Raw genomic sequence first — 14,062 nt, 5'->3', positions numbered from 1 at the left:
CTTGGCGCCCCCGCGCACCGCTGACACGGTGTGGCGTACCAGAACGCAAGGGAGAGGCCATGGGTGTGCACGCTACCGGCGGCGGGGTTCCCGCGTCGGACCAGACGGGATACGCGACGGCAGAGAGCCACGCCGGCGGCTGGGTCGTCTTCGCCGGCACGATGCTGATGATCGCCGCGACCCTGAACATCATCTACGGGATCGGCGCGATCAGCGACTCCAGCTTCTACGTCAACGACGCGCGTTACATCTTCAGCGACCTCAACACATGGGGCTGGATCGTCACGCTGACCGGCGCGGCGCAGATGCTCGTCGCCTTCGGCGTGTGGGCGCGCAACACGCTGGCGACGTGGCTGGGAATCGCCTTCGCGGGCCTCAACGCGATCATCCAGCTGATGCTGCTGCCGGCCTCGCCGTTCCTGTCGCTGGCGCTGTTCGCCGTCGACATGATGGTGATCTACGGCCTCGCCGTCCACGGCGGTCACGCCGAAGAGCGGGCCTGAGGAGGCATCGCGATGTCCGCAGTGGCACCCGACACCGAAGCGACCTTCCGCTCGATCGCGATCGGCGACGTCGACGCGATCGAGGTCGCGATCGGCCTGCGCGAGGCGCAGCAGGAGCGCACCGGCCTCGACCCTCGCACGTTCGCGCTCGTCAAGATCGCGGCGCTGATCGCGCTCGACGCCCCGCCGGCCTCGTACGCCTGGCAGATCGCCAACGCGACCGCCGAGGGCGCGACCCCCGAGGACATCCTCGGCGTCCTGCGCGCCGTCGCGCCGCAGGTCGGCGGGCCGCGCGTCATCGCTGCCGCGCCCGAGGTGATGCTGGCGCTCGGCCTCGTGCTCGACGAGGAAGAGGCCTGAGATGCCGATCGGACGACGCCGGCCGCTGCTGCGCGCCGCGGCCGTCGGCGGCGGCGCGTACATGGCCGGCAAGAAGCGCGCCGCCTCGCAGCAGCGCGAGACCGAGCAGGAGGCGCGCATCGGAGGGTTGGAGCAACAGGCGTACGCCGCGCCGCCGCAGCAGGCGGCGCCCGTACCGCCGCCGGCGGCCGCAGCCCCACCGCCGGCCGTCGGCGGCGCCGACCTGATCTCCCAGCTGCAGCAGCTCGGCCAGCTGCGCGACCAAGGCGTGCTGACCGAGGACGAGTTCGCGACGCAGAAAGCGCGCCTGCTCGCCTCGTGAGGCGCACAACCGGGCGCGGCGGTCCCCTGGACCGCCCGCGCCCGCGCGCGTCCGCGGACGCGGACGCGCTCCGCGCGCTAGTGCCCGACCAGTCTCGACGCCTCGCCCAGCACCTCGCCGAGGATCGTCACGATCTCGTCGAACTGCTGCTGCTCGGCGACGAGCGGCGGGGAGATCTGCACGACCGGGTCGCCGCGGTCGTCGGCGCGGCAGATGATGCCGGCGTCGTAGAGCCGCTCGGAGAGGAAGCCGCGCAGCAGCTTCTCCGCCTCCTCGTCGCTGAAGGTCGCGTTCGTCTCGCTGTCCTTGACCAGCTCCAGCGCGTAGAAGTAGCCCGTGCCGCGCAGGTCGCCGACGATCGGCAGGTCGAGCAGCTGCGCCAGCGTCGCGCGGAACTGGTCCTCGGTCGCGCGGACCTTCTGCGGCAGCTGCTCGCGCTCCATGATCTCGATGTTCTTCAGCGCGATCGCCGCCTGCACCGGGTGGCCGCCGAAGGTGACGCCGTGCGTGTACATCGCCGTCCCCTCCAGGAACGGCGCGGCGACCTTGTCGGAGGCGATCACGGCGCCGATCGACGCGTACGCCGACGAGAGGCCCTTCGCGCTCGTGATGATGTCCGGCTTGATGTCGAAGCGGTTGGAGGCGAACCAGTCGCCGATGCGGCCGAAGCCGGTGATCACCTCGTCGGCGACGAGCAGGATCCCGTGCTCGTCGCAGAGCGCGCGCACGCCCTCGAAGTAGCCGGCCGGCGGCGTGAAGGCGCCGCCGGAGTTCTGCACCGGCTCCATGATCACCATCGCGACCGTCGACGGGTCCTCGGACCAGATCCGCTGCTCCAGGTCGTCGAGCAGGAACTGCGTGAACTGCTCCTCCGTCTCGCCCGCGGGACGGCGGAAGCGGTTCGTGTTGCGGACGTGCGAGACCTGCGGCACGAGCGGCTCGAACGGCGAGCGGATCCCCGCCACGCCGGTGATCGAGAGCGCGCCGAGCGACGAGCCGTGGTAGGCGACGTCGCGGCCGATCGCCTTCCAGCGGCGCTCGCCGTTGGCGGTGTGGAACTGGCGCGCGAGCTTCCACGCCGACTCGACCGACTCCGAGCCGCCGCTGGTGAAGAAGACGCGGTTCATGCCCTCGGGCGCGAGGCCGGCGATCTTCGTCGCCAGCTCGATCGAGCGCGGGTGGGCGTAGGACCAGTTCGTGTAGTACGGCAGCTCGCGCATCTGCGCGTGCGCCGCCGCGCCGATCTCCTCGCCGTAGCCGTAGCCGACCTGCACGGCGAAGAGGCCCGCGAGCGCGTCGAGGTAGCGCTTGCCGGCGGAGTCGTAGAGGTAGCTGCCCTCGCCGCGCTCGATGATCGGCACCGGCGCGTCCCTGTACGCGCCCATGCGCGTGAAGTGCATCCAGAGGTGGTCCTTCGCCGCCTGCTGGAGGTCGAGGCCCGTGGGGTTGCTTGCAGTTGCAGTCATGGTCCGTTCAGAGTCCGATCCGCACAGCGACGTGCTTGATCTGGGTGTAGTCCTCGAGCGAGTACATCGACATGTCCTTGCCGTAGCCGGATTCCTTGAAGCCGCCGTGGGGCATCTCGCTCGTGATCGGGGTGAGGTGGTCGTTGACCCACACGCAGCCGAACTCCAGCCGGCGTGCGGCGTCCATCGCGCGCCCGACGTTCTCGGTGAAGACCGAGGCCGCGAGGCCGTAGCGCGAGTCGTTGGCGAAAGCGATCGCCTGCGCGTAGTCGTCGACGCGCTGGATCGTCACGACGGGGCCGAAGACCTCGTTCTGGACGATCTCGCTGTCCTGCTCGACGTCGGCGACGATCGTCGGCGCGACGAAGGCGCCGCCGGCCGGGCCGGCGCCGTTGCCGCCGCCGGTGAGCACGGTCGCGCCGGCCGCGGTCGCGCGCTCGATGAAGCCGAAGGCGCGCTGCTGCTGCTTGGCCGAGATGACGGGGCCCATCTCGATCTGCTCGCCCTCGGCCGGGTCGCCGACCTGCAGCGACTCGACGGCGGGCACGAGCGCTTCCAGCAGTCTGTCGTAGATCTTCGCCGTCGCGATGATGCGCGTGCCGGCGGTGCAGTCCTGGCCGGAGTTCCAGTAGCCGGCGACGCGGATCGCGGCGACCGTCTGCTCCAGGTCGGCGTCGTCGAGCACGACGACCGGCGCCTTGCCGCCAAGCTCCAGGTGCAGGCGCGTGAGGTTGTCGGCGGCGGCCTTCGCGATCGTCTTGCCGGTACGCACGTCGCCGGTCAGCGAGACGAGCCCGAAGGCGCGGTTCTCGACCAGCTTCGCGCCGACGTTCGGGCCGTCGCCGGTGACGACGCCGAGCACGCCGGCCGGCAGGGCGCCGGCGGCATTGGCCAGCTCGGCGAAGCGCAGCAGCGACAGCGGCGTCCCCTCGGCCGGCTTCAGCACCTGGACGTTGCCGGCGGCGAGCGCCGGGCCGATCTTCCACGCCGCCATGTTGAGCGGGTAGTTCCACGGCGCGATGCCGGCGACGGCGCCGATCGGCTCGCGCCGCACCATCGACGTGTAGCCCTTGATGTACTCGCCCGCCGACTTGCCCTCGAGGTTGCGCGCGGCGCCGGCGAAGAAGCGCAGCAGGTCGGCGGAGGCCTCGACCTCCTCCTTCGCCATCCCCAGCGGCTTGCCGGTGTTGGCCGACTCCAGCGCGCCCAGCTCGTCGGTCGCGCCCTCCATCACGTCGGCGAGCTTCAGCAGCGCGGTCGCGCGCTCCCCCGGCGTCGTCTCGTTCCACTCGCGCTTGGCCGCGAGCGCGGCCTCGACGGCGCGCTCGACGTCGGCGCCGTTGCCCTCCGGCACGGTCGCGATCACCGCGCCCGTGGCGGGGTTGACGATCTCGCGCGTGCCGCCGTCGACCGCATCGACGAGCTGGCCGCCGACGACGTTGCGAAACGGTGCGCTGGGGGTGGTCTGAGCCACGGGTGAGCCTTCCTTGCAGACGTTGCGCTTTGCGTACCGATACCCACCCTACACTGAGATAACCGCAATGTGTAGGCGACTTTGCTGCGGATGTCGCTGAATCGGGTCGCGATCGCTAGGATCCGGACCATGAACGACCGCAGACGCGGCGCGATCGCCGGCAGCGCCGTGCTCGACGATCTCGACCGCGCGATCGTGGAGGCCCTGCAGGCCGACGGCCGCGCCTCCTTCCGCGAGATCGCACGGGCGCTCGGCGTCGCCGAGGGGACGGTCCGCAACCGCTACGACCGCCTCTCGGAGGCCGGCGTGCTCGACGTCGTCGGCGTCACCAACCCGCTCGCGCTCGGCTTCGACGCGATGGCGATGGTCGGCGTCACGACGAGCGGCAGACCGCAGGTCGTCTCGGAGCCGATCGCGGAGCTGACGGAGGTCAGCTACGTCGTGATCGTCGCCGGCCAGTTCGACCTGCTCGTCGAGGTCGTCTGCCGCGACCACGCGCACCTGCTGGAGATCATCGAGCAGCTGCGCGCGATCGACGGCGTCGTCTCGACCGACACGTTCGTCTACCTGAAGCTGACGAAGCAGAGCTTCGAGCACGGCCGGCTGCCCGGCCGCTGAGGCGGTTCGTCAGGCGGTCGCCGCGACCGCGGTGCGCGTCAGCTTGCGCAGGCCGCTCGCGGTGACCATGTACTGGTCCTCCTCCTTCAGCCCGACGACCTCGCCGCCCGGCAGCTCGACCGCGGTCGAGGGCTCGATGCAGATGCACATCCCCTCTTCGAGCACGTCGTCGTGGTCCATCAGCTCGGCGCGGTAGAGGCTGGGGATCTCGACCATCCGCAGGCCGATGCCGTGGCCGACCGCGTAGGAGGTCGGCGGCAGGCCGTGGCCGCGGAGCGCGTCGTTGATCGTCGCCGCCAGCTGCGAGCCGGTCACGCCCGGCCGCGCGAACGCCTCGCCGGTCGCCTTTGCGTCGAGCAGCGCGCGGTGGGCTTTGGCGACCTGCGGCGACGGCTCGCCGGCGAAGGCGGTGCGGCAGAAGTCGGCCGTGTAGCCGCCGCGGCCGATCACGCCGTAGTCGACGAAGAAGGTGTCGCCGCCCCAGATGCGGCGGCCGGTCGGCAGCCACGCCGCTCTGCGCGGCGTCGCCTGCGCGACGATCACGCTGTGCGAGATCCACTCGACCATGTGCGAGTGGGCGGTCGCGTCGGCGAGCGTGACGACGTCGTGGTCGGTCATCCCCTCGACGAAGCCGGCGAGCGCGTTGGAGGCGCACAGCGACAGCACGTCGCAGGTCGCCTCCAGCAGCCGCACCTCGTCGGGCAGCTTGATTCGCCGCGCCCGCAGCAGCTCGCGCAGCACCGGCACCAGCTCGACCTGCGGCAGCTCGCGCCGAATCAGCTCGACGACGTCGAACGGCAGCGTGTCGATCCCGACCCGTCTGGCGCCGACCCGCTGCAGCTCGCGCACGAGCAGGCCGGTGTACGTCGCCGGGTGGGCCCAGAACGACTGCCACGACGGCGCCGGCACGCGGCGTGTGATCCACGGCAGGCCGTGGACCGGCTCGTTGAGCACCTCGCCGACGTCGCAGGCCAGCAGCGTCGCCTCGCCGTCGAGCGCGACGAGCGCGGCGTAGTAGTCGTAGTTGGAGTCGTACGTCAGCGTCGCGCGGAAGTCGGTCGCCTGCCGGATCGTGTCGAAGCTCGACAGCAGCAGGTGGTCGAGCTGCTGCTCGCGCATCTGCTCGGCGACGCGCTCCATCCGCGCCGCGCGCAGGGCGGCGGCGTCGACGTCGGGCCAGCGGTACATCAGGACTCCTGCTCTTCGGGGAGGGGCTGACCGAGGCGCATCCCTCTGCGCACGGTCAGGTAGACGAGCGCGCCGAGCACGCCGAGGACTGCGGTCACGAGCACGACCGACCACTGCAGCCACCAGTCGGGGCCGCTGAGGATCTCGCGCGGCCACGAGATGTTGATCGTCTCGAAGACCGACCAGATCAGCGCCGCGACGAGGATCGGCAGCGAGAGGCGGCCGAGTGACCACGGACCGGGCTTCCAGCTCCCCCGGCTGCGCACGACGACCGCCGCGATCAGCACCAGCGCAAAGGTCAGGTACCAGCCGCCGATCACGAAGCCGACGAGCACGGAGTAGACGTTGGAGCCGGTCAGGAAGAAGATCGGCAGCGGCAGCACGGCCGTGACGGCGAGCGCGTTGAGCGGGATCGCCTCGCGTCTGGAGAGCTTCGCCAGCCAGGTCGAGCCGGGCAGCGCTCTGTCGCGGGCGAACGCCCAGATGACGCGCGAGATGCCGGTCTGCAGACCGAGCGCGCAAGCGGTGAAGCCGATCGCGAACATCGCGTTGAAGACGCGCATGCCGGTCTCGCCGAGGTGCGTCGAGAGCGTCGTCGTGATCGGGTCGACGTCCTCGCCGGTCAGCACCGCGCCGATGTCGGGCACCGCCAGCAGCAGCGACAGCGAGCCGAAGAGGCCGATCGCGGCGATCGCCATCAGCGAGTAGCGCAGCGCCTTCGGCACGTTGCGGGGCGCGTCCTCGACCTCCTCGCCGATCGCGCCGCTGGACTCGAAGCCGACGAACGACCAGCCGGCGAGGCCGACCGCCAGCAGCACGGTCGAGAGCGACCAGCCGCCGGCGCCGGCGCCGTTCTCGAGGATCGCGCTGACGGGGTTGACGTTGTGGAAGAAGAGCAGCCAGACGCCGAGGCCGATCGAGGCGATCACCTCGACCGTGATCGAGAGGAAGATCATCAGCCGCAGCAGCTTGCGCGTCAGCATGTTCGACGCGGTCGCGAAGGCGAGCACGATCACGCAGCCGACGATCAGCGACGACTTCGCGCTGACGTCGATGGCGAAGGCGGCGCCCCAGAACTGCGTCGCGCCGACGGCGACGGTGACGAGCGCGATCAGCACCGTCCAGACGTACGCCCAGCCGGTGAACCAGCCGTAGGCGGGGCCGAGCAGCCGACCGGCCCAGGCGTAGAGACTGCCCTGGAAGGGATAGCGCGAGGCGACCTCGCCGAGTGCGTAGGCGACCAGCAGCTGGCCGGCGAAGGCGACCGGCAGCGCGAGCCAGAAGCCCGGCCCGACCAGCGCCAGGGCGATCGCGAAGACGCCGTAGATGCAGACGATCGGCGACATGTAGGCGAACGCCAGCGAGAAGGCCGAGCGCAGCGTGAAGTCGCGCTTGAGCTGCTGGCCGCCGGGCGGGGCCTGCGGCGGGGGCGCGGCGCTGCCGGCCGGCGTGCCCGGACCGGCGGCTGCGGGTGCGGTGCCTGATGCCGTGCCGGCCGCCGCGGGGCCGGCGGGTGCGCCGGGGCCGGCCGCGGGCGGTGGTGCTTCCATCATCGAGTCAGTCTCCTTGCAGCTGAGCGGAAATGTCCGGTCGGTCGGCGATCCGCTGCGCCGATTCCACGCGCCTGACCGGTTTGGCGTCTCCTCTGCCGCGCAGCTTGCCTGACCGGTTTGTCATCCGCAATGTCGCCGATGGAGCGTGGCTGCCTGACCGGTTTGCCACATTGGCGCAGGGGATCACTGCGGGTTCGGGGGCGCCAGAGACCCCCGAACCCGCAGTGATCGGGTTAGCGCGGCGGGCGCGCGGCGACTGGCTCCACGAGTCGCTCGCGGCCGCGCCGCGGCAGGAGTGCGGGTTTGTACATCCATGCGATGCACAGATCGCCGCTCCTCGGGTTCGAGGTGTCGGCGGGGCGGCGGCGCCGGCGTCGGCGCGCGGCGCGGCGCGGCTCGGCGCGCCTCAGCGCGGGCGACGCGTTGAGGCGCGGACGCGCAGGACGCTGGGGATCACGACGGCGCGCGGAGTCGGGGCGGCGCCGTCGAGGCGCTCCAGCAGCAGCCGCACCGCCGCCGTGCCCAGCTCGGCCGGGGCGAGGTCGGCGGCGGTGATCGAGGTGTGCGCCTGAGCGAGGCCCGGGCCGTCGGAGACAGCCGCGATCATCAGGTCCTCCGGCACGCGCAGCCCGCGCGTCTCGGCCGCCAGCTTGACGCCGAGCGCCAGCCCCTCCAGCGTCGTCACGATCGCGTCGGGCCGATCGGCGGCGTCGAGCAGCCGCTGCGCCGCGTGGAAGCCGGCCTCGGTGTGGTTGCCGGCCGCCTCCTCCACCAGCGGCGCCGCGCCGCGCGCCTCCTGCCAGCGCTCGTAGGCGAGCAGCTCGTCGATCGAGTAGGAGTGGCGCGGCGGCTCCGCGACGAAGCCGACGCGGCGCGCGCCGGCGACCTCGACGTGGTCGAGCACCTCCGTCATCGCGGCGACGAGGTCGGAGTCGACCCACCACGTCTCCTGCGCGCGGTCGACGTCGCGACCGAGCGTGACGACCGGCGTTCCCTGCCGCTCCAGCTCGCGCAGGAAGGGATCGGACGGCAGCGGGTCGGTGATCAGCGCGCCGTCGAGCCGCAGCTGCGCCCACAGCTCCGGCGCCTGCCCGGTCGGCCCCAGCACGAGCGCGTAGCCGGCGCGCAGCGCGGCCTCCGAGGCGGCCGGCGCGAGCGCGAGGAAGTAGTCGACGTCGAGCAGGCCGAGCGGGACGGGATCGGACGGCGAGGAGGTCAGCGCCAGCAGGCCTGTGCGCTGCTGCGTCAGGTGGAGCGCGTTCGTGTTGGGGCGGTAGCCCAGCTCCTCCGCGATCGCGAGAATCCGCTCGCGCGTCTCCGGCGCGACGCGGCCCTTGTCGTTGAGCGCGTGCGAGACGGTCGTGCGCGAGACCCCCGCCGCACGGGCCACGTCGCGAATTCCTGGGCGGCGCCCCTGCTCCATCAGACGCCGCAACGTAGCAGCCCCGCCGGCCGCTCACGCCGAACTGACGAATCGGTTTGGCATACGCTCCGGCGATGGACATCACCCTCGCGATCGTCGGCGCGAACGTGCGCACGCTCGACCCGGCGCGGCCGCGCGCCAGCGCCGTCGCGCTCGCCGCCGACGGCACGATCGCCGCCGTCGGCGACGACCGCGAGATCCGCGCGCTCTGCGGGCCGCGCACCGAGCTGCTCGACGGCGCCGACCTGACCGTCCTCCCCGGCCTCGTCGACAGCCACATCCATCCGGTCTGGGGCGCGCTGCTGGCGCGCGGGCCCGAGCTGCGCGCCGTCCACGACGTCGCCGGCCTGCGCGCCGTGCTGCAGGCCGAGCGCGCGCGGGTCGGACCGCAGGCGCTCGTGCGCGGCTGGGCGCTCGACTACGCCGCGCTCGACGGCGTCGCCTGGCCCGGCGAGCTGCTGGAGGAGCTGGCCGGCGGCCCCGCCCTGATCTCCTACGTCGACCTGCACACGCACGTCGCGACGCCGTCGGCGCTCGCGCGCGCCGGCGTCACCGCCCCGCCGGCGCTGACCGGCAACTCCGAGATCCCCTTCCGCGACGGCCGCCCGACCGGCGAGCTGATCGAGCTGGCGGCGTACTGGCACGTCAGTGACGCGCTGGACCCGATCACGCCCGCGCAGCTGCGCGACGGCGTGCGCGACAACCTGCGCCGCTTCAACGCGTTCGGCCTCACCGGCGGCCACGCGATGGACGGCGACCTCACCGCCTACGCGCTGCTCGACGAACTGGAGGCCGCCGGCGAGCTGACCGCGCGGCTGCTCGTGCCGCTGCTGCTGCTCCCACAGACCGGCGACGAGCAGGTCGAGGAGTTCCTGCGCCACCGCGACGACCACGGCACGCTGTGGCGCGGCGGCGTCGCGAAGTTCTTCGCCGATGGCGTGATCGAGACCGGCACCGCCTGGCTGGAAGAGCCCGACACGCGCGGCGGCGGAGGCGACTGCTACTGGCCCGACCCGCGGCGACTGCGCGACCTCACCGTCCGCTTCGCGCGGGCCGGCTTCCAATGCGCGACGCATGCGATCGGCGACCGCGCCGTGCGCGAGACGCTCGACGCCTACGCGGCGGCGAGCACGCCACCGGCCAACGGCGGCCTGCACCGCATCGAGCACCTCGAGGTCCTCCCCGACGACCTGCTCACGCGCTGCGTCGAGGAGCGCGTCGCCGTCTCGCTGCAGCCGCTGCATGGGCAATGGCGCGCCGCCGACGGCAGCGACGAGTGGACGCGGCGGCTCGGCCCGGCGCGCGGCGCGCGGGTCTGGCGCGCGGGCGACGCGCACGCCGCCGGGGCGACGGTCGCGCTCGGCTCCGATTGGCCGGTCGCGCAGGCCGATCCGCGCCTCGGGATCGGCTACGCGCTGCTGCGGCGGCTGCCCGGCGACCGCGCGATGCCGGCGCCCGATCCCGCGCAGGCGCTGACCGCCGCGCAGGCGCTCGCCGGCTACACGACCGCCGCCGCCGCGACCGTCGGCAGCGCGGCGCACGCCGGCCGGATCGCGCCCGGCTGCGACGGCGACCTGACCGTCTTCGGCGGCGACCCGGTGACCGTCGAGCCCGACGCGCTCGCCGAGCTGCCGGTCGCGCTGACGATCGTCGGCGGACGGGTCGTCCACCGGGGGTAGGCGCCGCGCGCGCACGCGCCAGCCGCCGCCCCGCCGCCGCATCGGAGATCCTTGCCGGCATGGCGAACCAGTTCACGCACGCGGCCGATCGCCGCAGATACGAGCTTCACGACGACGGCGGCGAGCTGCTCGGCTTCATCGACTATCTGCCGGCCGGCGAGAGCACGATCATCGCCCACACCGAGGTGGCGGTCGAGCACGAGGGCGAGGGGGTCGGCGGCGAGCTGGTGCGCGGCGCCTTCGCCGCGATCGAGGCCGACGGCAAGACGGTCATCCCGCTCTGCCCGTTCGCCGCCGCCTACGTGCACCGTCACCCCGACCTGATCCCGCTCGTCGCGCCGAGCATGCGCGGGCGGTTCGAGGACGTCGGGTAGAACTAGAGGGACCCGTCGCCGCCGTCCCACCTTCCGAGGAGCACCACGCATGGCCACCTGCACCCACCTGGACCAGATCGAGGTCCTCGATCTGCCCGATCAGATCGCCGGCTGCACCGACTGTCTCGCCAGCGGCGGCCGCTGGGTCCACCTGCGCATGTGCCACATCTGCGGCGAGATCCGCTGCTGCGACTCCTCGCCCAACAGACACGCGACCAAGCACGCCCACGACGCCGGGCACCCGCTGCTGCGCTCCGCCGAGCCCGGTGAGAGATGGTCGTGGTGCGTGATCGACGAAGTCGGCTTCGAGCTGCGCGCGACGTGAGCGCGACCACCGTCGAGGACCAGACCAGACCGCCACGGCGCCAGCTGCTCGCGCAGCTCGGCCGGCCGCTGCGCAGCTTCATCACGACCGAGGCCGGCGGCGCCGGGCTGCTGCTCGCGGCGACGCTGATCGCGCTCGTCTGGGCCAACTCGCCGCTGTCGGACTCCTACGAGTCGTTCTGGCACACCGAGCTGTCGATCCGGCTCGGCGACTGGACGCTCGACCTCGACCTGCGCCACTGGCTCGACGAGGGCTTCATGGCGCTCTTCTTCTTCGTCATCGGCCTCGAGGTGCGGCGCGAATGGGCGATCGGCGAGCTGCGCGACCGCAGCCGCGTGACCGTCCCCGTGATCGCCGGCATCGGCGGCATGCTCGTGCCGGCGCTGCTGTTCCTGCTGATCGCGCCCGGCGGCGAGGCGTCGGGCGGCTGGGGCATCGTGATCGCGACCGACACCGCCTTCCTGCTCGGCGCGATGGCGATCGTCGGCCCCGCCTGCCCGACCCAGCTGCGCGTCTTCCTGCTGACGCTGTCGATCGTCGACGACCTCGTCGCGATCTCGGTGATCGGGATCGTCTACTCCGACTCGATCGACGCGATCGCGCTGCTGGTCGCGCTCGCCTGCCTCGTCGGGATCGCGGTGCTGTCGAGCATGCGCGTCTGGCGCGGCTCGGCCTACGCGGTGCTCGGGCTCGGGCTGTGGCTGGCAACCGTCATCTCCGGCCTGCACCCGACGATCGCCGGCATGGCCGCCGGCCTGCTCGTCGCCGCCTACACGCCGAGCAGACGACAGGTCGACGAGGCCGCCTCCAGAGCGCACGCCTTCCGCCAGTCGCCGCTCGCCAGCCTCGCGCGCGAGACCACCCGCAGCGTCGAGCGTGCCGTCTCCCCCAACGAGCGGATGCAGGAGCTGCTGCACCCGTGGACGAGCTACCTGATCGTGCCGCTGTTCGCGCTCGCCAACGCCGGCGTCGACCTGCGCGGCGGCGCGCTCGGCGACGCGCTCACCTCGCCGCTGACGTGGGCGGTCGTCGCCGGCCTCGTCGCCGGCAAGACGATCGGCATCACGCTCGGTGCGCTCGGCTCGATACGGGCGCGACTCGGCAGACTGCCGCAGGGCGTCGGCGAGGGCCAGGTCGTCGGCGGCGCGGCGCTGTCGGGGATCGGCTTCACCGTCTCGCTGCTGATCGCGGGCCTCGCCTTCGACTCCGAGCGGCTGCAGGAGGAGGCGAAGATCGGCGTGCTGATGGCCGCGGCGCTGGCGGTGATCGTCGGCTGGCTCGCCTTCAAGCTCGCGGCGGTGCTGCGCGGCGAGGTCAGCGCCGGCCTGCCGACGATCCTCGATCCGCCGGTCGACGTCGAGCGCGACCACATCCGCGGGCCGCTCGACGCGCCGCTGACGCTGGTCGAGTACGCCGACTTCGAGTGCCCCTTCTGCGGGCGCGCGACGGGGATGGTGAAGGAGCTGCGCAGACGCTTCGGCGACGACCTGCGCTACGTGATCCGCCACCTGCCGCTCGTCGACGTCCACCCCCATGCCGAGCTGGCCGCCCAGGCGATGGAGGAGGCGGCGGTGCAGGGCAGATTCTGGGAGCTGCACGACAAGCTGTTCGACCACCAGGACGAGCTGGAGTTCGAGGACCTGCTCGGCTACGCCGGCAAGATCGGGATCGACGTCGAGGAGATGGCGCGGGCGCTCCAGGACGGCCGCCACTCCGAGCGCGTGCAGGAGGACGTGGTCTCGGCCGAGGCGAGCGGCGCGCGCGGCACGCCGACCTTCTTCGTCGGCGGCAGACGCCACGTCGGGCCGTACGACGCCGAGACGCTGGCGGCGGAGCTGGAAGCGACGCGCGGGCAGCCGCCGGTCGTGGCCGCCGCGCCGGCATAGGGACGCGGCGCGCCCGGCGGGGGCGCCGCGCCCGGCGCGACGCGGCGAGCGGGAACGACGGAAGGGCCGCCTTCGTGGTCTTCCTTGCGGTTGACTCGATTGACGACCCTTCTGTCACTGACTATGGACCTGCCGGCGGTGCAAAGCAAGGGTGCTTGTAAGCATTGTTACAAGAATGGCGCGGACGGAGTCGCGGGTTTCTCAGGCGGCGGCGGCCGGCGCGGCCTCGCGCCACCAGCCGGCGGCGAGCGCGGATGCGTCGGCGTCGACTCCGGGCGGGCCGGCGAGCGCGGCCTCGGCGGCGCCTATGCCCGGCGGCCCGTCGCTCAGGCGAGCCCCTGCGGCCAGCAGCTCGCGGCGGGTGCGCTCGATCTCCGCGCTCGGCTGCGCGCCCGGCAGCAGCAGGACCGGCAGGCCGTCGAGCGCCGCCGCCGGTCGCTCCCAGCCGGGCACCTGCGGCAGCGCCGCGTCGAGCGCGACGACGCCGGCGACCAGCTCCGGCGCGATCAGTGCCAACGCCAGCGCCAGCTCGCCGCCCTGGCCGTCGCCGACCAGCAGCGACGGCGCCGCCCACTGCGCGCGGATGCCGGCCGCGAGCTGCTCGACCGCGTGCAGCGCGTCGCCGAAGGTCGCCGGCTCGTGCTCGCCGTCGATCGACGTCACCCACCAGCGCTGACCGACGTGGTCGCGGCCGACGTAGAGGAAGCGCGGCGGCTCCGGCACGACGCGGCGGTGGCCCGGCGCGACCGCCGCCGCCAGCTCAGCCAGCCGCGCGGCGTCCGTGCCGACGCCGCGCAGCACGAGGGTGGTGCCGGCCCCGGCGCCCGCGGCCGCGCGCCGGCTCCTCCACCCCGTAGACGAGCCCGGCGCGGGCGAGCGTCTCCATCAAGT

Annotated in this window: 14 protein-coding genes; 8 read left to right on the top strand and 6 right to left on the bottom strand. The window is 72.9% G+C overall.

Annotation, left to right across the window (positions count from 1 at the left end):
- The first annotated feature begins 59 nt into the window (after positions 1-59).
- From R7226_RS19045 to R7226_RS19035, 3 genes are read left to right on the top strand one after another with little or no spacing between them, the layout of a single operon-like run.
- A complete protein-coding gene (locus R7226_RS19045) occupies positions 60-503 on the top strand; it encodes a DUF7144 family membrane protein (RefSeq protein WP_318598835.1) in 444 nt (147 codons plus the stop codon).
- Between the two features lie 12 nt (positions 504-515).
- Complete coding sequence (locus R7226_RS19040; protein ID WP_318598834.1) at positions 516-863, top strand: carboxymuconolactone decarboxylase family protein; 348 nt, start codon at positions 516-518, stop codon at positions 861-863.
- A 1-nt stretch (position 864) separates the two neighbouring features.
- On the top strand, positions 865-1,185 hold the full coding sequence (locus R7226_RS19035; RefSeq protein ID WP_318598832.1) for an SHOCT domain-containing protein: 321 nt from the start codon (positions 865-867) through the stop codon (positions 1,183-1,185).
- Between the two features lie 77 nt (positions 1,186-1,262).
- On the opposite strand, the gene R7226_RS19030 is transcribed toward R7226_RS19035, so the two are convergent.
- Positions 1,263-2,651, bottom strand: a complete 1,389-nt coding sequence (locus R7226_RS19030) for an aspartate aminotransferase family protein (protein WP_318598831.1) — start codon at positions 2,649-2,651, stop codon at positions 1,263-1,265.
- A gap of 7 nt (positions 2,652-2,658) precedes the next feature.
- Positions 2,659-4,125 (bottom strand): aminobutyraldehyde dehydrogenase, encoded by a 1,467-nt coding sequence (locus R7226_RS19025; protein WP_318598830.1) that lies wholly within the window; start codon positions 4,123-4,125, stop codon positions 2,659-2,661.
- 129 nt (positions 4,126-4,254) lie between these two features.
- On the opposite strand from R7226_RS19025, the gene R7226_RS19020 reads away from it, so the two are divergent.
- The gene (locus R7226_RS19020; protein ID WP_318598828.1) at positions 4,255-4,743 is read left to right on the top strand and encodes an Lrp/AsnC family transcriptional regulator; all 489 of its coding nucleotides are present in this window, start codon (positions 4,255-4,257) and stop codon (positions 4,741-4,743) included.
- A 9-nt stretch (positions 4,744-4,752) separates the two neighbouring features.
- Here R7226_RS19020 and R7226_RS19015 read toward each other — a convergent pair whose 3' ends face one another.
- From R7226_RS19015 to R7226_RS19005, 3 genes are all read right to left on the bottom strand, one after another.
- Complete coding sequence (locus R7226_RS19015) at positions 4,753-5,931, bottom strand: M24 family metallopeptidase (RefSeq protein WP_318598827.1); 1,179 nt, start codon at positions 5,929-5,931, stop codon at positions 4,753-4,755.
- A complete protein-coding gene (locus tag R7226_RS19010) occupies positions 5,931-7,481 on the bottom strand; it encodes an APC family permease (RefSeq protein ID WP_318598826.1) in 1,551 nt (516 codons plus the stop codon). Before R7226_RS19010 ends, R7226_RS19015 begins: the two co-directional genes overlap by 1 nt.
- Before the next feature lie 409 nt (positions 7,482-7,890).
- Positions 7,891-8,874 carry a LacI family DNA-binding transcriptional regulator gene (locus R7226_RS19005; RefSeq protein WP_318598825.1) on the bottom strand — a complete coding sequence of 328 codons (984 nt, stop codon included), beginning with the start codon at positions 8,872-8,874 and terminating at the stop codon, positions 7,891-7,893.
- Positions 8,875-8,981: 107 nt separating this feature from the next.
- On the opposite strand from R7226_RS19005, the gene R7226_RS19000 reads away from it, so the two are divergent.
- The 4 genes from R7226_RS19000 to nhaA are packed head-to-tail and all read left to right on the top strand — an operon-like array spanning position 8,982 to position 13,171.
- Positions 8,982-10,586: an amidohydrolase gene (locus R7226_RS19000; protein WP_318598824.1), complete on the top strand. Its 1,605-nt coding sequence runs from the start codon at positions 8,982-8,984 to the stop codon at positions 10,584-10,586.
- Between the two features lie 59 nt (positions 10,587-10,645).
- Positions 10,646-10,960 (top strand): GNAT family N-acetyltransferase, encoded by a 315-nt coding sequence (locus R7226_RS18995; RefSeq protein ID WP_318598823.1) that lies wholly within the window; start codon positions 10,646-10,648, stop codon positions 10,958-10,960.
- Positions 10,961-11,009: 49 nt separating this feature from the next.
- The gene (locus R7226_RS18990; RefSeq protein ID WP_318598822.1) at positions 11,010-11,285 is read left to right on the top strand and encodes a UBP-type zinc finger domain-containing protein; all 276 of its coding nucleotides are present in this window, start codon (positions 11,010-11,012) and stop codon (positions 11,283-11,285) included.
- Complete coding sequence (gene nhaA / locus R7226_RS18985) at positions 11,282-13,171, top strand: Na+/H+ antiporter NhaA (protein WP_318598821.1); 1,890 nt, start codon at positions 11,282-11,284, stop codon at positions 13,169-13,171. The genes R7226_RS18990 and nhaA overlap by 4 nt, the downstream gene beginning before the upstream one ends.
- A gap of 201 nt (positions 13,172-13,372) precedes the next feature.
- Here nhaA and R7226_RS18980 read toward each other — a convergent pair whose 3' ends face one another.
- On the bottom strand, positions 13,373-13,972 hold the full coding sequence (locus tag R7226_RS18980) for a hypothetical protein (RefSeq protein ID WP_318598820.1): 600 nt from the start codon (positions 13,970-13,972) through the stop codon (positions 13,373-13,375).
- Positions 13,973-14,062: the final 90 nt, after the last annotated feature.

Source organism: Conexibacter stalactiti, from assembly GCF_033542075.1.
Classification (GTDB): domain Bacteria; phylum Actinomycetota; class Thermoleophilia; order Solirubrobacterales; family Solirubrobacteraceae; genus Conexibacter; species Conexibacter stalactiti.
Note: the sequence above shows the minus strand (reverse complement) of the source record. Positions and strands in the feature narration are given on the sequence as shown.